This window comes from Halorussus halobius (assembly GCF_004765805.1).
GTDB lineage: Archaea > Halobacteriota > Halobacteria > Halobacteriales > Haladaptataceae > Halorussus > Halorussus halobius.
The window spans coordinates 615,586-638,961 of the sequence record NZ_ML219773.1; the positions used below are offsets into that span (position 1 = coordinate 615,586).

At 68.3% G+C, this 23,376-nt stretch carries 24 protein-coding genes; 11 read left to right on the forward strand and 13 right to left on the reverse strand.

Annotated elements, in window-relative coordinates:
- The first annotated feature begins 59 nt into the window (after positions 1 to 59).
- The 3 genes from EPL03_RS03045 (at position 60) to EPL03_RS03055 (ending at position 3,137) form a co-directional block, all read left to right on the forward strand.
- Positions 60 to 1,874, forward strand: a complete 1,815-nt coding sequence (locus tag EPL03_RS03045) for an ABC transporter substrate-binding protein (RefSeq protein WP_135827860.1) — start codon at positions 60 to 62, stop codon at positions 1,872 to 1,874.
- Positions 1,874 to 2,707: a phosphatase PAP2 family protein gene (locus tag EPL03_RS03050; protein WP_135827861.1), complete on the forward strand. Its 834-nt coding sequence runs from the start codon at positions 1,874 to 1,876 to the stop codon at positions 2,705 to 2,707. The genes EPL03_RS03045 and EPL03_RS03050 overlap by 1 nt, the downstream gene beginning before the upstream one ends.
- A gap of 61 nt (positions 2,708 to 2,768) precedes the next feature.
- Positions 2,769 to 3,137 carry a thioredoxin family protein gene (locus EPL03_RS03055; RefSeq protein ID WP_135827862.1) on the forward strand — a complete coding sequence of 123 codons (369 nt, stop codon included), beginning with the start codon at positions 2,769 to 2,771 and terminating at the stop codon, positions 3,135 to 3,137.
- Positions 3,138 to 3,149: 12 nt separating this feature from the next.
- On the opposite strand, the gene EPL03_RS03060 is transcribed toward EPL03_RS03055, so the two are convergent.
- The 5 genes from EPL03_RS03060 to EPL03_RS03080 are packed head-to-tail and all read right to left on the reverse strand — an operon-like array spanning position 3,150 to position 8,768.
- Positions 3,150 to 4,193, reverse strand: coding sequence for a phosphate signaling complex PhoU family protein (locus tag EPL03_RS03060; protein ID WP_135827863.1), 1,044 nt, complete (start codon positions 4,191 to 4,193; stop codon positions 3,150 to 3,152).
- A complete protein-coding gene (pstB, locus tag EPL03_RS03065) occupies positions 4,193 to 5,032 on the reverse strand; it encodes a phosphate ABC transporter ATP-binding protein PstB (RefSeq protein ID WP_135827864.1) in 840 nt (279 codons plus the stop codon). The genes EPL03_RS03060 and pstB overlap by 1 nt, the downstream gene beginning before the upstream one ends.
- A complete protein-coding gene (gene pstA / locus EPL03_RS03070; RefSeq protein ID WP_135827865.1) occupies positions 5,029 to 6,657 on the reverse strand; it encodes a phosphate ABC transporter permease PstA in 1,629 nt (542 codons plus the stop codon). Before pstA ends, pstB begins: the two co-directional genes overlap by 4 nt.
- Positions 6,657 to 7,601, reverse strand: coding sequence for a phosphate ABC transporter permease subunit PstC (gene pstC / locus EPL03_RS03075; protein ID WP_135827866.1), 945 nt, complete (start codon positions 7,599 to 7,601; stop codon positions 6,657 to 6,659). The genes pstA and pstC overlap by 1 nt, the downstream gene beginning before the upstream one ends.
- 45 nt (positions 7,602 to 7,646) lie before the next feature.
- Entirely contained in the window at positions 7,647 to 8,768 is a 1,122-nt protein-coding gene (locus EPL03_RS03080) for a phosphate ABC transporter substrate-binding protein PstS family protein (RefSeq protein WP_135827867.1), read from the reverse strand.
- 299 nt (positions 8,769 to 9,067) lie between these two features.
- On the opposite strand from EPL03_RS03080, the gene EPL03_RS03085 reads away from it, so the two are divergent.
- The 3 genes from EPL03_RS03085 (at position 9,068) to EPL03_RS03095 (ending at position 12,266) form a co-directional block, all read left to right on the forward strand.
- The gene (locus tag EPL03_RS03085; RefSeq protein WP_135827868.1) at positions 9,068 to 9,934 is read left to right on the forward strand and encodes an ABC transporter ATP-binding protein; all 867 of its coding nucleotides are present in this window, start codon (positions 9,068 to 9,070) and stop codon (positions 9,932 to 9,934) included.
- A complete protein-coding gene (locus EPL03_RS03090) occupies positions 9,931 to 11,529 on the forward strand; it encodes an ABC transporter permease (RefSeq protein WP_135827869.1) in 1,599 nt (532 codons plus the stop codon). Before EPL03_RS03085 ends, EPL03_RS03090 begins: the two co-directional genes overlap by 4 nt.
- Positions 11,530 to 11,627: 98 nt before the next feature.
- A complete protein-coding gene (locus EPL03_RS03095; RefSeq protein ID WP_135827870.1) occupies positions 11,628 to 12,266 on the forward strand; it encodes a DsbA family oxidoreductase in 639 nt (212 codons plus the stop codon).
- 19 nt (positions 12,267 to 12,285) lie between these two features.
- Here the strand turns inward: EPL03_RS03095 and EPL03_RS03100 are convergent, their stop codons facing one another.
- Entirely contained in the window at positions 12,286 to 13,173 is an 888-nt protein-coding gene (locus tag EPL03_RS03100) for an alpha/beta fold hydrolase (RefSeq protein WP_168216168.1), read from the reverse strand.
- Positions 13,174 to 13,258: 85 nt separating this feature from the next.
- Here EPL03_RS03100 and EPL03_RS03105 point away from each other — a divergent pair, with 85 nt between their 5' ends.
- Together EPL03_RS03105 and gfo6 are read left to right on the forward strand one after the other, a co-directional pair.
- Positions 13,259 to 13,906, forward strand: a complete 648-nt coding sequence (locus EPL03_RS03105; RefSeq protein ID WP_135827872.1) for a helix-turn-helix domain-containing protein — start codon at positions 13,259 to 13,261, stop codon at positions 13,904 to 13,906.
- 70 nt (positions 13,907 to 13,976) lie between these two features.
- Positions 13,977 to 15,059, forward strand: coding sequence for a D-xylose 1-dehydrogenase Gfo6 (gene gfo6 / locus EPL03_RS03110; protein WP_135827873.1), 1,083 nt, complete (start codon positions 13,977 to 13,979; stop codon positions 15,057 to 15,059).
- A 60-nt stretch (positions 15,060 to 15,119) separates the two neighbouring features.
- On the opposite strand, the gene EPL03_RS03115 is transcribed toward gfo6, so the two are convergent.
- Positions 15,120 to 15,689, reverse strand: coding sequence for a DoxX family protein (locus EPL03_RS03115; protein ID WP_135827874.1), 570 nt, complete (start codon positions 15,687 to 15,689; stop codon positions 15,120 to 15,122).
- A gap of 171 nt (positions 15,690 to 15,860) precedes the next feature.
- On the opposite strand from EPL03_RS03115, the gene EPL03_RS03120 reads away from it, so the two are divergent.
- Positions 15,861 to 16,481 carry a hypothetical protein gene (locus tag EPL03_RS03120; protein WP_135827875.1) on the forward strand — a complete coding sequence of 207 codons (621 nt, stop codon included), beginning with the start codon at positions 15,861 to 15,863 and terminating at the stop codon, positions 16,479 to 16,481.
- Between the two features lie 14 nt (positions 16,482 to 16,495).
- On the opposite strand, the gene ubaA is transcribed toward EPL03_RS03120, so the two are convergent.
- Together ubaA and EPL03_RS03135 are read right to left on the reverse strand one after the other, a co-directional pair.
- Positions 16,496 to 17,311 (reverse strand): SAMP-activating enzyme E1, encoded by an 816-nt coding sequence (gene ubaA, locus EPL03_RS03125; protein ID WP_135827876.1) that lies wholly within the window; start codon positions 17,309 to 17,311, stop codon positions 16,496 to 16,498.
- A 656-nt stretch (positions 17,312 to 17,967) separates the two neighbouring features.
- The gene (locus tag EPL03_RS03135; protein WP_135827877.1) at positions 17,968 to 18,558 is read right to left on the reverse strand and encodes a 50S ribosomal protein L15e; all 591 of its coding nucleotides are present in this window, start codon (positions 18,556 to 18,558) and stop codon (positions 17,968 to 17,970) included.
- Positions 18,559 to 18,954: 396 nt separating this feature from the next.
- On the opposite strand from EPL03_RS03135, the gene EPL03_RS03140 reads away from it, so the two are divergent.
- A complete protein-coding gene (locus EPL03_RS03140; protein ID WP_135827878.1) occupies positions 18,955 to 19,107 on the forward strand; it encodes a DUF1328 family protein in 153 nt (50 codons plus the stop codon).
- Between the two features lie 4 nt (positions 19,108 to 19,111).
- Here the strand turns inward: EPL03_RS03140 and EPL03_RS03145 are convergent, their stop codons facing one another.
- The 4 genes from EPL03_RS03145 to EPL03_RS03160 form a co-directional block, all read right to left on the reverse strand.
- Positions 19,112 to 19,903 carry a hypothetical protein gene (locus EPL03_RS03145; protein ID WP_135827879.1) on the reverse strand — a complete coding sequence of 264 codons (792 nt, stop codon included), beginning with the start codon at positions 19,901 to 19,903 and terminating at the stop codon, positions 19,112 to 19,114.
- A gap of 82 nt (positions 19,904 to 19,985) precedes the next feature.
- Positions 19,986 to 20,240 carry a hypothetical protein gene (locus tag EPL03_RS03150; RefSeq protein WP_135827880.1) on the reverse strand — a complete coding sequence of 85 codons (255 nt, stop codon included), beginning with the start codon at positions 20,238 to 20,240 and terminating at the stop codon, positions 19,986 to 19,988.
- An 83-nt stretch (positions 20,241 to 20,323) separates the two neighbouring features.
- Positions 20,324 to 21,247, reverse strand: a complete 924-nt coding sequence (locus EPL03_RS03155; protein ID WP_135827881.1) for a serine/threonine-protein kinase RIO2 — start codon at positions 21,245 to 21,247, stop codon at positions 20,324 to 20,326.
- A 245-nt stretch (positions 21,248 to 21,492) separates the two neighbouring features.
- Complete coding sequence (locus tag EPL03_RS03160) at positions 21,493 to 22,296, reverse strand: helix-turn-helix transcriptional regulator (RefSeq protein ID WP_135827882.1); 804 nt, start codon at positions 22,294 to 22,296, stop codon at positions 21,493 to 21,495.
- 185 nt (positions 22,297 to 22,481) lie between these two features.
- Here EPL03_RS03160 and EPL03_RS20275 point away from each other — a divergent pair, with 185 nt between their 5' ends.
- Positions 22,482 to 23,294 (forward strand): hypothetical protein, encoded by an 813-nt coding sequence (locus tag EPL03_RS20275; RefSeq protein WP_210424888.1) that lies wholly within the window; start codon positions 22,482 to 22,484, stop codon positions 23,292 to 23,294.
- Positions 23,295 to 23,376 lie beyond the last annotated feature (82 nt).

Consider the following 23,376-nt stretch of genomic DNA (forward strand, 5'->3'; position numbering starts at 1 on the left):
GACGCTCGGCCGTTCACGGAACGATTAAACGGGTAACGAGACAAGGGACGGCCGAACGAATGTCCGACTCCGTGCGGTCGGAGACGACCAGACGAGCCGCGTTGGCATCGCTCGCCGGGCTGACGGCGACGAGCGCCGGCTGTCTGGACCGGCTCCGCAACATCCGGGGTCACGACCGCCCCGAACAGCTCTCGCTCACCGTCAAGGCGGTGTCCTCGGACGCCGACCCGTTCGCCATCGACGTCGCGCGGACGCTCGCGAGCAACCTCCGGACCGTGGGCGTCGCGGCCCGCGTCACCCCGGTCACGGTCGAGGAACTCCACCGGCAGGTGCTGATAAACACCGACTTCGACCTCTACGTCGGCCAGTTCCCCGCGACCGGCGGCGTCGACCCGGACGAACTCTACCCGTTCCTCCACTCGACGTTCACCAGCGAGCCGGGGTGGCAAAACCCCTTCGGCTACACCAGCCTCGACCTCGACGAACTGCTCGACCGCCAGCGGCAGTCGTCGGGCGAGCGCCGCGCCCGGACCGTCACCGAGATACAGCACCACGTCGCCCGCGAGGTCCCGTTTCAGGTGCTCGTGTTCCCCGACCACCTCACGGCGCTCCGCGCCAGTTCGGTCGCCGACTGGAACACGGCGTCCGGCGTGCGCTCGTCGGTCGGCCTGCTGGAGACCGAACTGACTGGGACGGGGTCGGGCGCGGCCGAAACCGGGTCGGGCGAAATCGCGTTCCGACTGGCGACGGCAGACCCCCGAATCACCGAGAACCGGAACCCGCTAGCGGTCGAGTTCCGGGAGAACGGCGCGCTCACGGGCCTGCTGTACGACCCGCTGGCGCGCCGATACGGCGACGCGGGCGACCTCGGTCCGTGGCTGGCCCGCGACTGGTCGTGGTCGGGCGACGACGACGCGGCGACCGCGACGGTGACGCTCAGGGAGGGCCTCGCGTGGCACGACGGCGAGTCGCTCACCGCCGCCGACGTCGCGTTCACCTACCGGCTGCTCGCGGACACCTCGCTCGGCGAGCAGGAGTCGCCGGTGCCCGCGCCCCGGTTCCGGGGTCGGTCGTCGCTGGTCGAGGCGGCCGAGGCCGTCGACGACCGGACCGTCGAACTCCGGTTCGCGACCGGGAACCGGAACGTGGCCCGGCGGGCGCTGACGGTTCCGGTCCTGCCCGAACACGTCTGGCGCGACCGGACCGACGAGGCCAGCGTCGTCGGCCTCGGCTTCGACGGCGTGACCGAGGCCATCGTCTGGGGCAACCCCGACCCGGTGGGGAGCGGTCCGATGCAGTTCGGCTCCGCGACCGCGGGCGAGTCGCTCGTCCTCGAACGCAACCCCGACCACTTCCTGAGCCGGGAGTCGCCGGCGGGAATCCCCTCGTCGCTCCGGGGCAAGCCCGCCTTCGACCGGCTCGTGGTCTCCCGGACGACCGCGGACGTCTCGGCCGTCGAACTCGTCGCCGGCGGGGACGCCGACGCGACGCTGTCGAACCTCGGGTCGGACACGGTCCCCCGAATCGGCCGCGACGACTCGCTTCGGCTGACCGCGAACCGGTCCTCGGCGTTCTACCACGTCGGGTTCAACACCCGGCGAGCGCCGCTCTCGAACCCGCGATTCCGGCAGGCGGTCGCGGCGCTGCTCGACCAGGCCCACCTCGCCTCGGAGACGTTCGACGGCTACGCGACGCCGGCGGCCACCCCGCTGGCCGGGACCGACTGGGCGGCCGACGACCTCGAATGGAGCGACGGCGACCCGGTGACGCCGTTCGCGGGCACCGACGGCGAACTCGACGCCGAGCGCGCCCGCGACGCGTTCCGGGACGCGGGCTACCAGTACGACGGGAACGTGAGGCTCGTCGACCGCTGATGTCGTTCGAAATCGTCCTCGCTCGGGTGGTCGGGGTCGTCCTCGCGGCGTGTGCCGTGGGACTCCCGCTCGTCGTGGGGCGGTCGGGGCTCGCGACGCTCCGGCGGGAGGGCCGGCGTCGGCTCCGGCGGGCGCTCCCCGAACTCGCGGCGCTGGGGCTCGTCCTCGGGCTGAACGCGGTCGTCCGCGAGCGCGTCCCGGACGTGGCGTGGCTGGTCGGGTGGAACGTCACCGGCTACATCCACGCGCTGGAGGGCGGGTTCGTGCCGTGGGTCCAGTCGTTCGCCACGCCGGGACTGACCGCGTACTTCTCGTTCGTGTACGTGTTCGGCTACACGTTCCTGCTCGTGTTCCCGGTCGCGGCCTACCTCGCCCACCCCGACCTGACCCGGCTCCGCGAACTCGCGGTGGCGTACGGGCTCAACTACGCGCTCGGGCTGGTCTGCTACGCGCTGTTCGTGGCCTACGGCCCCCGGAACCTGCTCGCCGACCAGGTCGAGCCGCTGCTGTTCGCCACCTATCCCGAGTTCCAACTGCTCACCAGTCAGGTCAACACCAACACCAACGTCTTCCCCTCGCTGCACACCTCGCTGTCGGTCACGGTCGCGGCGTTCGCGTACCGGACCCGGGAGGCGTTTCCGGTCTGGACCGGCGTCGCGTCGATACTCGCGGGGAGCGTCGTCGTCTCGACGGTGTATCTGGGCATCCACTGGCTGACCGACGTGGTCGCCGGCGTCGCGCTCGCGCTGGCCTGCGTCGCGCTCGCGGAGCGACTGGTCGCCGACGAGTCGCCACTGTCGACCCTCCTCGGCGACGCGGCCGACGACGCGTGAGCCCGCCGCCGGAACGACTCGCGGCGAAAGCGCTATCCGGCCCGGTCGGATACGTCCGCCCGTGACCGATACCACCGGGTCGGACGCGACCGCCGACGCCTCGACCGACGCCTCCGACAGACCGGTCCGGCTCGACGACGGCGAGGCCCTCGACCGGTTCGTGGCCGACCACGACCTCGCGCTGGTCGACCTCTACACCGAGGGCTGCTCGCTGTGTCAGGCCATCGAGCCGGTCGTCGGCAACGTCGCCCGCGCGACCGACGCGGCGGTGGGACTGCTCAATCCGCGCGACGACCTCGAACTGGTCGCGGCCTACGACGTCCGGAGCGTGCCCACGCTGTTGCTGTTCGAGGACGGCGAACTTGTCGACAGGATGGCCGAGGGGTTCCGTGGGACCGAGGCGGTCGTCGAGTTCGTGGAGGGGCGGTAATCCGGCCGCCGACTACTCCCGGCCGCGAACCGACGACTGGACCGCGATCTCCGCGACGTTCCCGCCGCACTCGGCGGTCCGGACGAGGCTGTCGACGACCGTGGTCAGCCGATACGCGTCGTCGTCGTCGCGCTCGAACAGCGCGCGATTCAGCGTTTCGGCGTCCGCGACCGTCTCGTCGCGCAGGTCGAGCGCGTCGTGTGCGGCCTCGGCCGCGTCGCCGTCGAGGACCGCGTCGGTGGCGTCCTCGACGATTCGGCGCGAGGCGTCGGCGACCGATTCGAGGTCGTCGCGGAGCGGCGCGAGTTCGTCGGGAGTCCCGGCGTCGGACGGCGAGTCGAGCGTTCGGGCGGTCCGGGCGATCTCGACCGCGTGGTCGGCCACGCGCTCGAGCTGGCGGGCCGCCAGCCGGAACTCGAACAGCTCCGTGCGGTCGACCCCGAGCCGGTCGAGCTCCTCGAAGTCGGTCAGCGACCGCTCGAAGTGGCGGGTTATCATCGCGAACAGCCGGTCGGCCTCGTCGTCCCGGCCGGGGACGTGGTCGGCGTCGGCCCGGCCGGTCGCCGCCGCGGTCGCCGACCGGTGCATCGACAGCGCGACGAACTTCAACTGGATGAGCGACTGGCGGACCGACACGTCGTCGGAGTCGAGCAGGTTGTGTACGACGACCCGGTCGTCGGACTCGGCGACCACCTCGGTCCCGACCAGCGTCTTGGCGAGCGAGCTCGCGGTCCGGCGCTGGTCGGTGCTGAACCCGTCCGCGGCGACGAGTTCTATCTCCTCGAATCCCGACGCGTAGGCCGCCCGCAGCGCGCGCTCGACCGCGTCACAATCCGCGGACTCGACCGCGACCCGGACGGCGTCGAGGTCGCCGCCGTCGACCGCCGAGCCCCGGACGACCAGCGAGCCGTCGTCGTGGCCGTAGAGGTGGACCTCGTCGCCGGCGTCGAGGTCGTGCTCGCGCGCCCACCGCTTGGGGACCGAGACGGTGTAGGTCGACCCGCCGACCTTCTGGAGCTTTCGGGTCTGCATCTCGGGGGCGTCCGACACCGGCATCACCCGAACTTCCCGGTGATGTAGTCTTCCACCCGGTCGTGGTCGGGGTTCTCGAAAATCTTCCCGGTGTCGTCGAACTCCACGAGTTCGCCGCCGGTGAGGAAGACGGCGGTCTTGTCCGAGATGCGGGCGGCCTGTTGCATGTTGTGGGTCACGATGACGACCGTGTACTCCTCGGCGAGTTCGTCGATGAGGTCCTCTATCTTCGAGGTGGCTATCGGGTCCAGCGCGGAGGCCGGTTCGTCCATGAGAATCACGTCCGGGTCGACCGCGATGGCGCGAGCGATACACAGCCGCTGTTGCTGGCCGCCCGAGAGGTCCAGCGCCGATTTGTCGAGTTGGCCGGCGACCTCGTCCCACAGGGCGGCCCGCTTGAGCGCGGTCTCGACGCGCTCGTCGATGTTCTCGGTGTCGTCCTGGACGCGCAGCCCGTAGGCGACGTTGTCGTAGATGCTCTTGGGGAAGGGATTGGGGTGCTGGAACACCATCCCGATGCGGCGGCGCAGCGCCACCGGGTCGATGTCGTCGCCGTAGATGTCGGTCCCGTCGAAGCGGAGCTCCCCCTCGATAGTCGCGGCGTCGACGAGGTCGTTCATTCGATTGACACACCGGAGGAACGTCGATTTGCCACAGCCCGAGGGCCCGATTATCGCGGTGACCTGTCGGGACGGAATCCGGATATCGACGCTCTGAAGCGCCCGGTCCTGACCGTAGGAGACGCTCAGGTCTCGGGATTCGAGGATGGTACGGCTGGAGTTCGGAGCGGTCCGGTTCGCCCCGTCGCTGTCGGTACTCTCGACGGCCGTGTCTATCGTCAGCGTGTTCTCTTGGTCACTCATTGGTTAATCTCCCGGTCGTATCGGTTCCGGACGACGATCGCGGTCGCGTTCATCAGGAGCATCAGGACCAGCAACACGACGGCGGTCGCCGGAACGACGCCGTGTCTGAACTCCGGCATCGCGCTGGACCTGGCGGCGAATATCTGGAGCGGCAGCGCGGTCGCCGACGAGAACAGTCCCTCGGGCGGCGAGTACGTCGTCGTCGCCACCGCGATGATCACGAGCGGGGCAGTCTCGCCGATCGCACGGGCCAGCGCCAGGATGGTTCCGGTGAGTATGCCCGGCACCGCTTCGGGAAACACCACGTTCCGGAGCGTCTGCCAGCGGCTGGCCCCCATACCGTACGAGGCCTCCCGGAGCGAGTCGGGAACGGCGCGAATCGCCTCCTGTGCCGAGACGACCACGATCGGGAGGATGAGGAGCCCGAGCGTGCCCGCGGCGGAAGCGGTGATACCGGTTCCGAACCCCAGCGTGTTCCGGAACAGGGCAAGTCCCAACAATCCGTAGACGACCGACGGAACGCCGGCGAGGTTCGAGATATTCACTTCGAGAAGCGTCGCCAACCGACCGCCCCACCCCGAGTTCGGGGCGTACTCCTCGAGATAGACGGCCGCACTGATGCCGACGGGGAACGCCAGCAGCGCCATGAAGCCGACGATAACGATAGACCCGACGATCTGGGGATAGACGCCGGCGTTACTGGCGTTCAACCCGTCCCACGAGTTCAGCAGTAGCGACGGCGTCAGAAAGCTCTCCAGGCCCTGGATGGCGAGCTGTCGTTCGAGCGCGGCACCCGCGAACACGCCACCGAGGAGGACGAACGGTCCGAGCACGCCGATCCGACCGTCGGACTCCGTGGCGACCGTCGAGCCGACGACGTAGCCCACCGGAACCACGAACGCCGAGAAGAGTACGACCCAGAACGACGGGTCGACGCCGGCACCGAGCAGTCCACCGGCGACGAAGAGCGTACTCAGAACGACGGCCGTCGCGGCGATCACGCCGCGTCTGGGCGACCAGCGACGCGCCGAGACGAGGCCGAGAATCCCGGCGACCGGAAGCGTCGCGATCCCGACGTACGCGACCCACTCGTCCGCGATACCGGCGACCGGACGGAGGACGTCGTAGAACAGCGCGGCGACGGCGAGGCCGAGCACGGCCGCGACCGGTATCACGGGACCGGTGTACGTCCGCTCGTCCGTGACGCGAGCGTACACGCCCACCAGCAGCGGCGGGACAGCGCCGAACAGTAGGAAGACGAGCACGTCGTGCGGGCTCACCGAGTCCGCGACGACGTACGTGACGAGACTCACGGCCAGCCCGCCGAACACGACGGCGAAGGATTTCGCGTTCGCGGCCCGAACGGCCGGGTCCCGTCTCGCGTACCACGTGAACGCGGCGGTCGGCGTCACGAGCGTCCCGAAGTACAGGAGGTACCACTGGGCCGACGCCGTCAGGGGCCGAAACGCGTCGAACGTGATGTAGCCGAACAGGACCAGCAACGAGACGATGCCGACGAGCGTCGCGCCCAGGAGCGCCACCTCGAAGAGGCCGTCCTTGAGCCGCCGGAGCTGCGTTCCGGTCGCCCGACGAAGTCCCTCGCCGCCCTCGTTCTCGGCCGCCATCACTCGTAGGCCTCCCTGAAGCGACGGCGGACGAGTTCGGCCAGGATGTTCATCGCTAGCGTAATCGCGAACAGCGTGATGCCGATCGCGAACATCGCTTCGTACGTGGGCCCTCCCCCATACGAGTCCGCACCCGCGATCTGTACCATCGCAGCGGTCATCGTCTGACTCGACTCCGCGAGATTCCTGACGACGTCGGGGAAGTACGGCATCTGCGGGCTCATCCCCATCGCCATCGTCACCGCCATCGTCTCCCCGATGGCCCGCGACAGCGCGAGGACGTACGAGGCGACGATTCCGGAGGTCGCCGACGGGACGACGACCTTCGTCGAGACGTCGAACTTCGTCGACCCCAGTCCGTAGGCCGCTTCCCGAAGGCTGTCGGGAACCGCGCTCAGCGCGTCTTCGCTGATAGAGGAGACCATCGGGATTATCATGATCCCGACGACGATGCTCGCCGAGAGCGCGTTGAACGTCCCCAGCGACAGCGGAAGCACGCTATCGGCCAGCGGCGTCACGTACACCAGCGCCATGTAGCCGTAGATGACGGTCGGGACGCCAGCGAGTATTTCGAGTGCTGGCTTCAGAATCGACCGCACCTGGTCGTTCGCATACTCGCTGAGGTATATCGCGGCCGCCAATCCGACTGGCAGCGCGATGAGCGCCGAGCAGATAGTGACGATAAGCGTCCCGCTCACGAGCGGTAGCACGCCGTAGCTGTTGCCGATAACCGGGCTCCAGTTCGTGCCGGTGAAGAAGGCGACCGGCGAGATCTCCGTCCAGAACGTGAGTGCGTGGCCGGACAGCGACAGGATGATCCCGACAGTCACGAGGATCGTGAGCAGTGCGCTCGCCGCGATCAGCCGTCCGTACAGCCGCTCCTTGCGGACGACGAACTCGTTTCGCCGGAGCGACCCGGATACTGACTGTGGGTCGTTACTCATGATAAAACTTGAATCGTTGTTGGGCGCGCTCTTCGACCGGCCGGATCACGCGCTGTACTCGTACTCGCCGGCGATCGCCGCTTCGAGGTTGGCGAGGTTGTCCTCGACCATCTCGTCGCTTGCCGGAACGTAGCCGATGTCGCTGGCGACGTAGTCCTCGTCGGCCTCGTTGACGTAGTACTCGATGAACTCCTGGAGGTGGGTCTTCTCCTGAATCTTGCCCATGTGGCCGTAGGTGAACAGCGGCCGGGCGAGCGGGTAGTTCCCGCTCTGTGCGCCTTCGAGGCTCGGCTCGACCGGGTCGCTGCCGCCATCGGTGAGGCTGAGCGCCTTGACCGAGTCCGGGTTGTTCGTGTAGTACGCGAACGGGAGGTATCCCATCGCGTACTCGTTGCCGGCGACGCCCTGTGCGATCAGGTTGTCCTCCTCGGTCCCCTCGAAGTCGCTGCGGATCGGCTGGTCGGCTTCGGTCTCGCCGATGACCGTCTCGGTGAAGTAGTCGTAGGTGCCCGACGTGCTCGCCGGCCCGTAGAGGTCGAACGGCTCGTCCGGCCAGTCGGAGTTGACGTCCGCCCACGTCTCGGGCGCGGTGTCGGGCGACCAGATTGTCTCGAGGTCCTCCAGCGAGATCGAGTCGATGAAGTCGGCCTCGTTGTTGACGACGACGGTGAGCGCGTCCTGCGCGAGGAAGAACTCGACCGGCTCGATGCCGTTGTCGCGGCAGCGCTGGAGTTCGTCCTCGCTGATGGGTCGGCTCGCGTTGTTCATGTCGCTGTCGCCGGGGATGAAGACGTTCTCGAACCCGCCGCCGCTGCCGTCCCGAGTCAGGTTGAAGCTGACTTCCTCGTGTCCCGCGAAGTCCGGGCTCTGGAACCGGCGACTGACCTCCTGTGCGACCGGATACACCGTACTGCTCCCGGAGATGCGGATGTCGCCCGAGAGCTGTTCGGACCCGCCATCGCCGCCGCTACTGTCGTCACCGCCACTGTCGTCGCCGTTGTCCCCACCGTCGCTGTCGCCCCCACTGTCGTCGCTTCCGTCGGTCGTGCTTTGGTCGTCGGACCCACCCGTGCAACCCGCCAACGCTGCCACGCTCGCAGCGCCGGAGGTCGCGAGGAACTTCCGCCGCGATACGAGGTCGCTCAGTCGCTCCGGATCGTGTGTCATCGACTGAAACCGCGACCGAACACTGTAAAGCGATTTATAATAGGGATATAGGTCGATAATCCGAGCGTATAGGGAACTTGTAGATAAATAGCCGACCGTAACCAACGTATCGGGCGGGAGCCGACCGTATCAACATTACGTCTCGATAGCCCTCCATAGACGCCCGGAACCGCCACAGCCGCGACGGCTCGGGAACGTATCACAGTTTATTACTATCTCGGATTCTGAAACGAGGTCGAGATGCCAGAGACGCCGCCACGAACCCCCGAACCGAGTTCGCGCCCGGAGGGACTCGCCCCATGACGCTCGTCGCCGACGACCTCGGCAAACGCTACGGCGACGCGTGGGCGCTCAGACACGTCGACCTCACCTTCGAGTCGGGCGTGGTCGGACTGCTCGGCCCCAACGGCGCGGGCAAGTCCACGTTCATGCGACTCGTGACGACGTTCCTCGACCCCACGGAGGGCACCGTCCGCTGGAACGGGACCGACGTGACCGACGAGCCCCGGGCGATGCGGGAGGCCGTCGGCTACCTGCCACAGGAGTTCGGCGTCTACCCCAACCTGACCGCCCGGGAGTTCCTCTCGTACCTCGCGGCCATCCGGGGCGTGGGGAACGCCGCGGACCGCATCGACGACCTGCTCGACCTCGTGAACCTCGGCGACGCGGGCGACCGCCGGCTCGGCGGGTTCTCGGGCGGGATGGCCCAGCGGGTCGGCATCGCGCAGGCGCTCTTGGCCGACCCCGACCTGCTGGTGGTCGACGAGCCGACCGTCGGACTCGACCCAGAAGAGCGGGTCCGGTTCCGGAACGTCCTCACCGACCTCGGCGAGGACCGCGTCGTCGTGCTGTCGACCCACATCGTCTCGGACGTCGAGGCCACCGCCAGCGACGTCGCCGTGCTCCACGACGGGCGGTTGCTCGTCCACGACCGGCCGGGCGCGCTGCTCGCGCGGGCCGACGGCGCGGTCTGGGAGTGGGTCGTCTCCGAGTCGGAACTCGACGCCGTCGAGCGGTCCCACACCATCAGCGCGACCACGCGCCGCCGGGAGGGCGTCCGGATCCGGGTCGTCGCCGAGGAGTCGCCCGCCCCCGAGGCCGAACCGGTCGAACCGACGCTGGAAGACGCCTACCTCCACGTCGTCGGGGAGAACGCGCGACGATGAGTCGGCGTCGGGACGCGCTCGCGGTCGCGCTCGCCGACTTCCGCGAGCGCTCGCGGTCGTCGACCCTGCTGGCCGTCCCCGTGCTGATCGCCTCCCTCGCGAAGGTGGTGGCGATCGACTCGACGCTCGTCCTCGACGGGGAGTTCACCGGCGTCCCGACCGCGGCGTGGTACGGCGGGATGGTCGCCGGCCTCGCGACCACCGTGCTGTTGGTGTTCGGTTATCCGCTGGTCAACGGCAGCCTGCTCCGGGACCGCGAGGCCAACGTCGCGGAACTCGTGGCGACCTCGCCGCTGTCGAACGCGAGCTATCTGGTCGGCAAGTGGCTGAGCAACCTCGCGGTCCTGACCGTGGCGACGGCGGTGCTGGCGGCCTCGACCGCCGTCGCGTTCGCGCTCCAGGGGACGGGGCCGTTCGACGCGGTCGGGCTCCTCGCCCCGTTCGCGCTCGTGACGCTGCCGACGATGGCGGTCGTGGCGGCCGCGAGCGTCTGCTTCGAGACGACCCGACTCCTCCGGGGGACCGCCGGCACCGCGCTGTACTTCGCGCTCGCGCTCGGCGGCGTCATGCTCAGCATCGTCCCCGAGTCGCCGATGGACCTCGCGGGCGTCTCGCTCGTCCGGGACAGCATGGCCTCGTCGCTGGCCGCCCAGTACCCCGGCTTCGAGCCGCCGATCGCGGGGTTCGCGTACACCGACCAGCCCGCCGAACTCCGGACGTTCGAGTGGTCGGGGCTCGCCCTGACGCCGGCCAGCGTCGCGTCCCGGCTCCCCGTCGTCGGCGCCGCGGCGGTGCTGCTCGGCCTCGCGGCGGTCTCGTTCGACCGCTTCGACGACACCGGAGGCTGGTCGCTCCCCGCACTCGGCGGTCGCGGGTCGGACGAGGGTAGCGAGGCGGCGAGCGGGGCCGAACTGTCGGCGGACCTCGACGACGGGGAGCCGGTCGACGCCGACCCGGCCGACGCCGCCTCGCTGGCTCCGGCGACCACGGGCGGATTCGCGTTCGGCCGGGTGCTCGCGGCCGAGTTCCGGATGATGGTCCGGGGTCGGCGGCGCGCGTGGTACGTCGGCTGTGCGGTCGGACTGGCCGCGACCCTGCTGGCTCCGCTCGGCGCGCTCCGGTCGGTCGTCGTCCCGGTCGCGTTGTTGCTGGCGCTGCCGGCGTGGTCGGGGCTCGGGAGCCGGGAGCGTCGCCACCGGACGTCGGAACTCGTCTTCGTCGACACCGACCCGACGAGGCTGCTGGGCGCGTCGTACCTGTCGGGGCTGGGCCTCGGCGTCGGTCTCGTCGCGCCCGCGCTGGTCCGGTTCGCCCTCGCGGGGAGCTGGACCGCTCTCCTGGGCGCTGTCGCCGGCCTCGCGTTCCTCCCGGCGGCCGCGCTCGCGGCCGGGGTCTGGTCGGGCCGGCAGTCGCCGTTCGAGATCGCGTATCTGGTGGCGTGGTACGTCGGCCCAATGAACGGGGCCGAGCCGCTGGATTACGTCGGAGCGCACCCGACGACCAGTTCGCCCGGCGTCCCGGTCGCGTATCTGGCGCTCGCCGTCCTCGCGCTCGGACTCGCGGTCGTCGGTCGGTACCGCCGGCTCGGGTCGTAACCCACGACCGCCGCGCCGTCGGTCACCGCTTCCCCGGGGATTCCGGAAATCGGGGCCGCCGGAGAGTGGCTTTTCAGTCCGGGTCGCCAAGTCCGGCCGTGAGCAACCAATCCACCGACGACGCGCTCGTGGTCTACTCCGACTACGTCTGTCCGTTCTGCTACCTCGGGAAGGCCGCCATGGAGCAGTACCTCGCCGAGGCCGACGACCCGCCGGCGGTCGAGTGGCGGTTCTACGACCTGCGGGGATACCAACGCGACGCGTCGGGCGAGTTGCGCGAGGACGTCGACGACGGCAAGGACGACGACTACTTCGAGCAGGCCCGCGAGAACGTCGAGCGGCTCAAAGACGAGTACGACGTCGAGATGGCCCTCGACTTCTCGCGGGACGTGGACTCGTGGAACGCCCAGCAGGCCGCGCTGGGCGTCCGCGAGCAGCACGGCGAGGCCGCCTTCCTGCGGTTCCACGAGGCCGTCTTCGACGCGCTCTGGCAGGACGAGCGGGACGTCGGCGACCCCGACGTGCTCGCGGCTATCGCCGCGGACGTGGGCCTCGACTCCGACGAGGTCCGGGCCGCGACCGCGGACGAGACGCTGGCGGCCGGCCTCCGCGAGCGGTTCGAGCGCGCCCAGCAGGCGGGCATTTCGGGCATCCCGACGTTCGTCTACGGCGGCCACGCCGCCCGGGGCGCGATTCCGCCCCATCAGTTCGAGCGACTGGTCGACGGGCCGAACTGAATCACCGTCCGCGCCGGGGTCACGAATCCCCGCGACCGACCGCCGCGACGAGTTCGTCCCGGGCCGCCAGCAGCGTTCCGAGGTGGCCGTGGTCGTCGAACGTCGTCAGCTCCGCCCGGTCGAGCGCCCCGGCCAGCTCGTGCGCCCCCTCGACCGGAGCGTTCGCGTCCGCCTCGCCGTGCCAGACCCGGACCGGGTGGGACACCGACTCGACGGCGACGCTCCACGGGGTCGACAGCAGTCCGAAGTCGGTGACGGTTCCCGACGCGTCGGTCGCGAACGCCTCCCGGAAGTCGGCGGCGACCAGCCGCTCGACGCCCTCGGGAACGTCGACGGGGCTCGACGCGGCCGTGTACTGGGCGGCGACGGTTCCCGCCGGAAGGACGCCGGACAGCGCGGCCTGCGCCCTGAACCCCGCCGAAACGACGACCGGCGCGCGTCGGGCCAGCCGACCCAGCACTCGCTGGGTGCGCGGCGGCTCGGCGAACCGCACCGGCACCGCGCCCGAAACGAGGTCGACCGACTCGACCCGTTCGGGCGCGGTCGCGGCGGCCGCCAGCGCGTAGGCCGCGCCGCCCGAGAACCCCGCGAGCGCGACCCGGTCGGCGTCGACGGCGTCCGCCAGCGTCGCCGCGAGCCGGCCGGCGTCCGACAGGTCGAACCCGGGAGGCAGCTCCGAGTCGCCGTAGCCCGGCCGGTCGGGTGCCACCACTTGCACCCCGGCCTCGCGCGCTGGGCGGTCGAGCAGGCCGCCGAGCAGCCGCGAGCCGGGCGTGCCGTGGAGGAACACCAGCGGCCTGCCCGCCGGGTCGCCGTACGTCGCGTACGACAGGTGCGTGCCCGCGCTCGTCAGGACCGTCCGCATGGGCGGGTCGGTCGCCGTCGGCGAGTCGGTGGCCGTCGTCATCGTTGCCCGATTCGGGGGCGAGAGGGATTTAGGTATCCCCGTTCGGGAACGGTGATTTAAGTATCTCGACGCCGCCCGTGTCGACGTGAAGCGCGTCTCCATCTCCCTCGACAGGTCGCGGGCGGACGCGCATCCGCTCCACCGCGCGGTCATCGACGACGACGCCGTCTCGGAGGCCACGGTGCTGGCGTGGGACGCGGGCCGCCCCACGCCGACGACGCTCTCGCGCCTCGACTGTCCCCGGTCGGCGGCCGAACCGCTGGTCGAGGACCTCGCGGCCGTGGAGTCGTACGCGCTGTCGGCGGACGGCGAGCGGACCTACGCGTTCGTCCGCCAGCGGCGGTTCGAGATGGACGCCCGACTGGCCGACGCGCTCGCGGTCCCCGGGGTCCTGGTCCGTCCGCCCGTCACCTTCGGTGCCGACGGGAGCGTCCGGTTCACGTTCGTCGGGACGCGGGACGCGCTCGGGTCGCTCCTCGAACGCCTCGACGCGACGGGCGGGTACTCGCTGGTCGGCGTCGACGACTACGGCGGTCCCGCCGGCAGCAGTCGGCTCACAGACCGCCAGCGCGAGGCCGTCTCGGTCGCGGTCGACGTCGGCTACTACGACGTCCCGCGCACGGCGACCATGGCCGAGGTCGCGTCCGGACTCGGCTGCAGCGAGAGCACGGCCTCGGAACTCGTCAGGAAGGGACAGGCCGCCATCGTCCGGGCGCAGGTCGACCGGACGTGAGCCGGCGTTCTCCGGGGTCCCCCGAAATTCGTGCCGAAAGCTTCGTCCGCGCGGGCGTCGAGCGTCCGCCATGGACGCCGACGCACTCTCGGAGTTCGACCGGCGCGACTGGCGGACCGACGCCGACCTCGACCCCCTCCGGCTCGCGATGGTCGGACTGGGCTGGTGGACCCGCGACGAGGCCATCCCGGCGGTCGCCGACGGCGACTTCTGCGAGACCACCGTCGCGGTCAGCAGCGACCGCGAGAAGGCCGAGGCGGTGGCCGACGACGCCGACGCGGCGGCCGGGCTGACCTACGAGGAGTTCCACGACGGCCGAGCCACCGACGAGTACGACGCGGTCTACGTCGCCACGCCCAACGCGACCCACCTCGAGTTCGTGGAGTCGGCCGCCGAGTTCGGCAAGGCGGTGCTGTGCGAGAAGCCCATGGAGGCGTCGGCCGACCGCGCGCGCCGGATGGTCGAGGCCTGTGAAGACGCCGGCGTACCGCTGATGGTGGCCTACCGGATGCAGACCGACCCCGCCGTGCGTCGGGCGCGCGAACTCGTGCAGGGCGGCGACCTCGGCGACCCCGTGCTGGTCCACGGGAGCATGTCCCAGCGACTGCTGGCGATGATAGCCGACCCCGACCAGTGGCGGCTCGACCCCGACCTCGCGGGGCCGGGCGCGTCGGTCACCGACCTGGGCATCTACCCGCTCAACACCGCGCGGTTCGTCCTCGACGCCGACCCCGTGGCGGTGTCGGCGCTCGCGCGCTCCGGGGCGGACGCCTTCGACGACGTGCCCGACGAGGCCGCCACCTTCCAGGTCCGGTTCGACGACGGCACGCTGGCGGCCTGCGCGGCCAGCCAGCACGCCCACCGGTCGAGTCACTTCACCGTCGTCGGCACCGAGGGCGAACTCGGCCTCGAACCGGCGTTCTTCGAGAGCGCCGGCCCCGAGTTCGCGCTCGAAGTCGACGGAACCCGCGCGAGCCTCGACTACGAGCAGGTCGACCAGATGCGCGAGGAGTTCGACTACTTCGGCCATCAGGTCCGGACCGGCCGGGATATCTACCCCGACGGCCGCCACGGGCTCGTGGACGTGGCGGCGATAGAAGCGGTCTACGAGAGTGCCGAGGCGGGGACGACCGTCCCGCTCTCGGACATTTGATATCGCGGACAGGGGTTTACAACGTCGTCATCCGTCGGTCGCACCGATAAAAAGGGCCGTTCAGCCGAGGACGTAGCGCAGCCTCGGGTAGCGCTCGACCAGCGTCTCGCCGCCGAGGTCGTACTCCTCGATGACGGCGTCCAGTCCGAGGATGCGGCCCGCGCCGAACGCCGCCACCGACAGGAACACGAGCATGTACGCGAAGTCCCCGTTGATGGGGCCGTGGGCCATCTCCCAGTTCCCGAAGTAGAACATCAGCATCATGAACCCGCCCCAGAACGCGGCGAGGCGGGTCACGAAGCCCACGAGCAGGGCCAGCCCGATGAGGAGCTCACCCCACGGGACGGCGACCGCGAGGAAGTCGGCGAACCACGGGGTCGTCCCCATCCACTCGAACACGCCCGACAGCGGACTCGCGGCCGGCACCGCGTTGGTGAGGTAGCCGGTCGCGCTAAACGGTTCGGCGGCGGTGATCTTGTCCCAGCCCGAGTAGAGGAACGCGTACCCCATCATGAGCCGGAGCGCCAGCACGAACCACGCGCTCAGGCTGTGGGCCTTGCCGTGGACGGTCAACCCGCCGACCGTGCTCTCGAACTCGTTGACTCGGGTCTTGATGTCGTTAGTGGCCATCGTCGCTCGCCTCCAGTCGAAGCGACGTGCGGAGCGCCCATATAAATGGGACGTGATTCCCAGCCTCGGGGAATCGCCCGCCCGGGCCGACTATCGACGGGCGACCGGCCGAGGATTTCACGCGCGATAATGGAGCGTACGTTTTTGTATCTGATACGGTAACACTCAACTATGGGTGCTTGGGTCGACCCCAAGGAGAGTGCGTCCAAAAACTGGGCCGGCGAGGCCGACGAACCCGACGAGCCGTCGATGCGGTCGGTCCGCGACCGCGCGTTCCACACGTCGCTGCCGTTCCAGTACGACACGGTCGTCTCGTTTTCGGGCACGCTGACCGGCCACGACGTCAACGGGACGACGTACCGCTGGGGCAAGTTCCGGCTCAACGGCGGCGTCACGCGGTCGAAGGCGCTCAAGTTCTCGGCCGACGGCTACCTCTGGCGGGGCCCCGGCGCGCCGGCCGACGGCCTCCGATTCAAGGCGCAGGTGACGCGCGAGAGCCCGCCGACCGACACCGAGCCGTTCGGCGAGTACGAGATCTGGCTCCGGTTCCAGTCCGGTCGCGTCGTGACGACCGACGGTCGCCCGACGTTCGAGCCCGACGGCACGTCGCTCACGACGGACCGGACCACCAGGTCGTTCGACGCGCTCCCGGAGACGACCCGGGTGCGCGTCGCCGAACTCGAACTGGTCCGGAACCAGCCGCTGGCGACGTACGCGCTCGGGGTCCGCGAGGAGTGGGGCGAGTACGCCCGCCACTTCCGGTTCATGCCGCAGGCGTTCGGCGGCCGGTGAGTGCCGCCGGACGGTCACTCCCCGCGCACGGGACACGACTCCTCGGCGTACTCGACGGCCGCCAGCGAGTCGATGGGGTCGTCGCCACAGATGGGACACTCCGGATTCGGCCGGAACTCGACTTCCTCGAAGCTCATCGCCATCGCGTCGTAGAACACCATCCGGCCGTCGAGGGACTCGCCAGCGCCCAGCAGGTGCTTGACGGCCTCGGTGGCCTGGATGCAACCGACCGTGCCGGGCAGGACGCCCAGCACGCCCGTACTCGCACAATCCGCCACCATCCCCTCCGGGGGCGCTTCGGGGAACAGACACCGGTAGCACGGCCCCTCGGTGGTGAACGTCGTGACCTGCCCCTCGAACTTGTAGATCGCGCCGTGGGAGAACGGGACGCCCGCCAGCGTGCAGGCGTCGTTGACGAGGTAGCGCGTCCGGAAGTTGTCGGTGGCGTCGACCACGAAGTCGTAGTCGGCGACGAGGGCCTCGACGTTGTCGGGTTCGACCCGCAGCTCGTGGGTCCGCACGTCCACGTCGGGGTTGAGGTCGGCGACGAACTCGGCCGCCGACTCGACCTTCGGCCGCCCGACGTCGTCGTTGCCGTGGATGATCTGGCGCTGGAGGTTGCTCAGCTCCACCTCGTCGTCGTCGGCGACGCCGAGCCGCCCCACGCCCGCGGCCGCGAGGTACTGGATCGCCGGCGACCCGAGTCCGCCCGCGCCGACCACCAATACTGCGGCGTCGAGCAGGGCTTGCTGGCCCTCGGGACCCACCTCGTCCATGATGACGTGGCGCGAATAGCGGTCGAGTTGGGTCGCGTCGAGCGAGAGCGTCATGTCCGGGCGTAGGGCGTTCCCCGATATAAGTTCGCGGTCGCAGTCGCGGTTCGCGGTGCGGTGGCGGTCGCTGGTGCGGTGGCGGTCGCAGTTCTCACAGGTTCAAGCGTAGTGGCGGTTGGTGATGCAGTCGCTGGTGCGGTGGCGGTCGCTGGTGCGGTGGCGGTCGCGGTTCTCATAGGTTCAAGCGTAGTGGCTGTTGGTGGTGGGGTCGCGGTCGCTGGTGCGGTGGCGGTCGCTGGTGCGGTGGCGGTCGCGGTTCTCATAGGTTCAAGCGTAGTGGCGGTTGGTGGTGGAGTTGCGGTCGCTGGTGCGGTGGCGGTCGCGGTCGTTGGGCCAGTTGCGATGGTGCACCGGATACGCGTACCCGTCCGTATCGCACCCGCGATGGCGACCACCACGGCGACAGCAACCGCTCCTCTGCTTGAGCCAATGAGAACCGCCACCGCATCCGCAACCGCATCCGCATCCGCAACCGCCACGACGACAGCAACCGCCACTCTGCTTGAGCCAATGAGAACCCCGACCGCATCCGCAACCGCGACCGCATCCGCAACCGCCGCGGCGACAGCAACCGCTACCGCATCAGCAACCGCCACTGGAGTTACGATTGAACTATTGGAAATCGCGACGGTCCGCAACGAGCGACGGAGTCGTTACTTCGCGCGACCCTGACCGCCGTTGTTGCTCGGGCGGTTGTGCTCGGTGCCCTTGCCCTTCTGCTGGAGGCCGCGGTTGCTCTGGCCGGCGCTGGTCAGGCCGCGGAACGCGCGGCCCTCGTGGTCGTCGTCGCAAATCCAGTTCAGGTCGTCGTCGTTCTGGATGGCCCCGTGTTCGGGGTCGAGCAGGATGACCTCGAACCACTTCTGGCTGCCGTCCTCGCCGACCCAGTAGGAGTTGAGCACGCGCAGGTTGCGGTACTTCCGGGCGGCGCGCTCCTCGCCGATGCGCTGGAGGTTCTTGCGCCGATAGATGCGGTTGACGCCCTGGCGCTTGGTGCGCCGGCCGGCCGTGAACCGCTGCTTGCGGGCCGAGCCCTTGCGGACGCTCACGCGAGCGACCACGACGCCCTGCTTGGCCTTGTAGCCGAGTTCGCGGGCCTTGTCGAGCCGGGTCGGGCGCTCGACGCGCTCGATGGCTCCCTGGTCGCGCCACTCTTGCTTTCGTTGCCACTGGAGTTCGGCGAGGTCGCCGTCGTCCGGGTCTTTCCACGCGTCCTTGATGTGTGAGTAGAAGCTCTTTGCCATGGTGTCTCACCACGGGCGATTGGTGGTTCAGCTCGCGAGGACCGACGCGACGCGCCGCCCTCGCGGGCCACATCCCGTCCTGCGGTCGCGTTCGGTCAGGCCGAACGCGACCCACAGGTGCCCGCTGGTGCCCGTCCGCCAGCGAGTTGTCTGCGATTTCTCGTCGTTCGTGCTTAAGGGCTTCGTCTTCCGGCGAGGCCGTGCGAGCCGAGAGCGTGCCGCCGACGGTTCCGGACCGTTTCGTTCGGTTCGAGCCGGCCGCATTCAACCGAGCCGCGATTAGTGGCCAGATAACAAAGAGCCTCCGCGTCCTACGCCCGGACATGGTACACGACCGAGTGCGGACCGGCCGGGTCGAGTTCGACCGAGCGACGCGACCCCGTGGAGGGCGATAGCATGGCGGTTCTCGAACTCGCCATCGCGTTCTTCGTGCTGGCGGTGATCGCCGGCGCGCTCGGGGCCGGCGGGGTCGCTGGGCTGTCGATGGACGTCGCCAAGTGGCTGGTGGTCGTCTTCCTCGTGTTGGCGGTGCTATCGCTGGTGTTCTGACCTCTCAGGGGTCGTCCCACGTACACGCGGGTTTCACGTATAGCGCGGTCCCGACGTGGCACATGTAGACCTCGTTGACGTTGCACTCGTCGGTGAGCCTGTTGATGGTCTCGATGACCACGCAACTGCCGGTCAGGATTTCCGCGACCGTGCCCAACGTCGCCGCTTCGTCGCCGGGAACCGGCACGAGTTGCACCGCCAGACTCCCGGCGAGCGCGAGCAGGTCGAGAATCCAGCAGATGTCGGCGATGTTGTACGGGCCGCCACACCCCGTGAGGATGTCCTCGTATCCGTCCTTCTCGACCTCGTCGTCCGGAGCGAATCTCTTCACCGCGTCCCCGTTGGCTTCGTCGGAGACGTACCGTTCGACCACTTCGTCACCGTCTCGAATCACTCCGACGACGCTGACGTCGTCCCCTTTTGGGAACAGGACGTACGCGTCGGCCCGCTTGCGCCCCGGTCCGTCGAAGGGGATTCGAAGGAGTACCGACGTCTGTCGGAGGCTGTCGGTGTCGAGGACCCGCTTTTGGGCTTCGACCGCGTCCGGTCGCGGACTGAATCCGTTCCCGCGGAGGTCGGTCGCGAGGCTGCGATAATTGGACGAGTCCTGAACGCGGCCGTACAACCTGCGTGCCTTCTCGGCTCCGAGCGTGGTGTCGGAGATATCGACGTCCGACTCGTCCGCTACGGCCGGTTTCACCACGGACGCGAGCGCCCCGACTCCGGTCCCGGAGATTCCGAGCGTCTGCAGTACCGTTCGGCGATCGAACTCTCGTGAGTTGCCGTCCTCGGGCATGTATCTAACGACCGCCACGAGCGGTTTATTATTTTCTAACTGTCCACTAGATAAATATTATAACATATAAATTAGAAATGTACTACGCGTAGCCGATAGCGACGGCCCCAATCAACAGGAGCGCTTGAACGGCGAGCAGTAGGCCGGTGATGCGGGGTGACAGTCCGTACGGCGTGGTCGGCGCGAACGTAATCGCGCCGAGTCCCAGGACCAGAACGACCAGCGTCCATCGGATTCGCTCGGTCGGTTCCGTCGCCCAGTTCGTAACCCATATCCCGACGATGGAGAGCCCTGCAACGACCAGTCCACCAGTTACTATGATATCAACTAGGGACATCGTCTTACAGTAACGACGGAAAAAATTAAAAAGTTGTCGCTTTGAGGGTTGTGGTCGGCCCGCCCGATACGACCCTCGGAGCGTTATCCGTCGGACGGCGGGCCGTACGCCGTCAGGGACGTGAACGCACCGTCCGCGAGGTCCTCGGCGAGCGTGGCGGCGTCGACCCCGTCACCGACCAGCCGGGGGTACTTGCGCCGGAAGTAGCCGACCACGTTCTCGACGTCGCGTTCGAGCAACTCCTCGGCGTTCTCGTGGTCGGTCGGCGTGGCCTGTGGCCAGTCGAAGATGGTGATGCCGTCCTCGCTCACGAACACGTTGTACTCGCTCATGTCGGCGTGGACGTACCCCGCGTCGTAGGCGTCGGCCATCTCCCGGAGCACGAGGTCGAGAACGGGAACGACCTGCTCGTCTTCGAGCTTCGTCCGCGAGAGCTCCACGCCCCCGATCTTCTCCATCACGATGGCGTGGCGGTTGTGGTCGACGGGCTGTGGAACAGATACGTCCGGGTAGAGGGTTTCGAGCGCGTCGTACTCGCGCTCGGCCGCCTTCCGGGCGGTGTAGAGCCACGAGACGTGTTCGCGGTCGGACGTGTAGTCGCGCTCTTTCATCACCTCGCGGAAGTTGGTGTACCCCTCGCGGTGGTACTTGAGCGCCAGCGGCTTGTACGACTGGACCTCGTAGACGTCGCTCTCCTTGCCGACGCCCAGCGGCGCGCCGAACCCCTCCAGCGTGTCGCGCTCGACGAACGAGTGGAGCGCCAGCGCGTCGTAGCCCTCGAACGCGAGCCGGTAGCCCTCGTACTGTATCGTCTTGCGCTCTATCAGGTCGCGGTCGAGACACCTGTCGAGCCGGTAGTCGACCTCCTCGGCCGTGAGCCGCGAGAACTCCGGCAGCTTCTCGCGGGCGACCCACTCCGAGAAGCGCATCCCCTGCTCGACCCCCGACAGCAGGTGGAAGTCCTCGGGCTCCAGTTCGGCCAGCATGCCCGCGACGTTCTGGACCATCGACTGCTCGTAGTCGGCCGGTCGGTAAAAGTCCCGCGTCCCGCCGGCTGAAACGACCCGATAAACCGATAATCGCGATATGAAATAGCCCGGTCAGCCCGGAACGTGTTCAGACGTAGAACGGGTACTGCCGCCGACGCGCGCGCCTGGTTTTCCCGCCGCTCATTCGGTGGTTTCTACGCCGCGCGTGTTCGACTGTTGCCCGAACGGTGTCAGTCACGCACGCCAAATGACGACAACAGGGTCTACCCGGCATCTGTGGTATCACTCTCATCTGTGTCGGGATGGGAGACTCGGTTCGCGTCCTCCTGGACGCGGTCGTACTGTTCGGTCGCCCACGAGACCGCGTCGGCCGCATCGTTGACCAGAACGCCCTGAATGCCTCGTTTAGTATAGACGATTATGCCAGCGTGTTCGTCGTCCGCGATCCACAGCGAGAACGACGTCGGAACCTCCCCAACGTAGAACGTGGTCCGGTCGTCCGACGTGGCTCTCTCGGTCCCCTCCGGATACAGGTCGCGCAGTCGCCCGATTACGTCCGTCGGGACAACGACGTCTAGCTGGCACTCGTCTTTTGACGTCACGTGGTCGTAGAACGCCTCGGCGTGACCGGCCATCGCGATGGGGGTGAAGCCCCGGATGCGACGCGCGGACTCGATAGCGTCGAGAACCACTCGAATCACGTCGTCGGGAACCGGCGTCGATGCGACGTGAACGTCCGCGCCGATGAGAAAGCGACACCCGACAGCGGTGTCACGGGGGAGTTCATCGATGATGGGTGCAGCCTCGATTAGGCTCCTGAGCCGGTTTTTGTAGTCGACGTGGAGCTCGAGCGCCTGTCGTCCGAGGTCGGTTAGATGCCACTTCCCGTCCTCGTACTCCACGAGATTACTCCGTTCGAGCTCTCGGACGATATCGTCGAGGGTGGAGCGTGGCCTCTCGAGGGTATCAACGAGTTCCTGTTTCGACTCGGGCGTGGTCGCAAGCGTCTGTAGACAGCTTTGCCGTCGCTCGATGAGCGTGACGAGCTCGTTTACTTCTATATCCATATAATTAGAAAAAACACATTAAAACATATAATTTTGGCGGTTGAGGGGACGAGCGTGCGAATCTGGGCTGGGCGTGCGAACGATTCGTAGGGGTAGGAGATTCTCGCCACTCACGATGATAATATAATTTTATAGTTGAAAAGAGTGAATATATATGGGGGTCAACGGAGAGTCGCGGTGAAACCATGACAGATGTCAACCGGAGAAAGCTGCTCAAGGGTATCGGTGTGGCAGCAGGAACGAGTGCCTTCGGGTTCGGGTCCGCACAGGCGGACGGCGGAGACGTTTCGGAATCCGAGGTCGAAGCCGCTCTCGAAACCGAGGAGATCGCGGTCGCGCTGGAGACGGCGGGTCTCCGCGTCGAGTCCCTCCAAACGGGCGACGCGACGGGCCAGACGGTTAACCGGAGTCTCTGGCTCGAAGTCCCCGTTGCGGGCGACGCGGCCGAGTACCTCGCGTACAACGACGAGAACAGCATCGCTGAAATCAAACTCGACGAGACCGAACTCGTCAGAACCGAGAGCCGGGACGACGGCGTCTTCGTCGAGCGACTTCGGATGGGCGAGGCGGTCACCGCCGAAGCGCTCCGGGCGCTGGAGGCCACTCGCGACTGGGAGCAAGCACTCGAAAGCGGTAACGTCGACTCGGTGAACGTCGACGAAGCCGCGGCTCACGTGGACGAAACGTCGGGTGTCAGGCGCGTGTTCGTTCCTGCCGAGCTCGGCGACGGAACGGAGACGTTGCTCATGGCCGAGATCAGCGCGGACGGTGGCCTCGCCTCGGTCTACAGTTTCTCGGGCGGGTCCGACGGACCCACCACGACGGAGTCCGCAATCGACTGTTGGGCGAACTGTATCACGTGGGGTACTTTCTGTAGTACTCCGTGTTCGGTCTGTGTCGGGGCTCCTTCGGCCCCCACCTGTTCGCCGTGTGCCGTCTGTATCGGCGGTACTGCGACCGTCTGTGCCGGGAAGTGTGGCATCGAACAGTTCTGGTAACTGTTCGCTCGCCACCGACCACCCCCGCGGCTTGCGTTCCGGAATCGGGTCTTTCCGTCCGGAATTTTTCGTCCAGCCAGAA

Coding starts and splice junctions, on each gene's coding strand:
- EPL03_RS03045 (WP_135827860.1), top strand. CDS start 60: ATGTCCGACTCCGTGCGGTCGGAGACGACCAGACGAGCCGCGTTGGCA.
- EPL03_RS03050 (WP_135827861.1), top strand. CDS start 1,874: ATGTCGTTCGAAATCGTCCTCGCTCGGGTGGTCGGGGTCGTCCTCGCG.
- EPL03_RS03060 (WP_135827863.1), bottom strand. CDS start 4,193: ATGCCGGTGTCGGACGCCCCCGAGATGCAGACCCGAAAGCTCCAGAAG.
- pstB (WP_135827864.1), bottom strand. CDS start 5,032: ATGAGTGACCAAGAGAACACGCTGACGATAGACACGGCCGTCGAGAGT.
- pstA (WP_135827865.1), bottom strand. CDS start 6,657: ATGGCGGCCGAGAACGAGGGCGGCGAGGGACTTCGTCGGGCGACCGGA.
- pstC (WP_135827866.1), bottom strand. CDS start 7,601: ATGAGTAACGACCCACAGTCAGTATCCGGGTCGCTCCGGCGAAACGAG.
- EPL03_RS03080 (WP_135827867.1), bottom strand. CDS start 8,768: ATGACACACGATCCGGAGCGACTGAGCGACCTCGTATCGCGGCGGAAG.
- EPL03_RS03085 (WP_135827868.1), top strand. CDS start 9,068: ATGACGCTCGTCGCCGACGACCTCGGCAAACGCTACGGCGACGCGTGG.
- EPL03_RS03090 (WP_135827869.1), top strand. CDS start 9,931: ATGAGTCGGCGTCGGGACGCGCTCGCGGTCGCGCTCGCCGACTTCCGC.
- EPL03_RS03100 (WP_168216168.1), bottom strand. CDS start 13,173: ATGACGACGGCCACCGACTCGCCGACGGCGACCGACCCGCCCATGCGG.
- gfo6 (WP_135827873.1), top strand. CDS start 13,977: ATGGACGCCGACGCACTCTCGGAGTTCGACCGGCGCGACTGGCGGACC.
- EPL03_RS03115 (WP_135827874.1), bottom strand. CDS start 15,689: ATGGCCACTAACGACATCAAGACCCGAGTCAACGAGTTCGAGAGCACG.
- EPL03_RS03120 (WP_135827875.1), top strand. CDS start 15,861: ATGGGTGCTTGGGTCGACCCCAAGGAGAGTGCGTCCAAAAACTGGGCC.
- ubaA (WP_135827876.1), bottom strand. CDS start 17,311: ATGACGCTCTCGCTCGACGCGACCCAACTCGACCGCTATTCGCGCCAC.
- EPL03_RS03135 (WP_135827877.1), bottom strand. CDS start 18,558: ATGGCAAAGAGCTTCTACTCACACATCAAGGACGCGTGGAAAGACCCG.
- EPL03_RS03140 (WP_135827878.1), top strand. CDS start 18,955: ATGGCGGTTCTCGAACTCGCCATCGCGTTCTTCGTGCTGGCGGTGATC.
- EPL03_RS03145 (WP_135827879.1), bottom strand. CDS start 19,903: ATGCCCGAGGACGGCAACTCACGAGAGTTCGATCGCCGAACGGTACTG.
- EPL03_RS03150 (WP_135827880.1), bottom strand. CDS start 20,240: ATGTCCCTAGTTGATATCATAGTAACTGGTGGACTGGTCGTTGCAGGG.
- EPL03_RS03155 (WP_135827881.1), bottom strand. CDS start 21,247: ATGGTCCAGAACGTCGCGGGCATGCTGGCCGAACTGGAGCCCGAGGAC.
- EPL03_RS03160 (WP_135827882.1), bottom strand. CDS start 22,296: ATGGATATAGAAGTAAACGAGCTCGTCACGCTCATCGAGCGACGGCAA.
- EPL03_RS20275 (WP_210424888.1), top strand. CDS start 22,482: ATGACAGATGTCAACCGGAGAAAGCTGCTCAAGGGTATCGGTGTGGCA.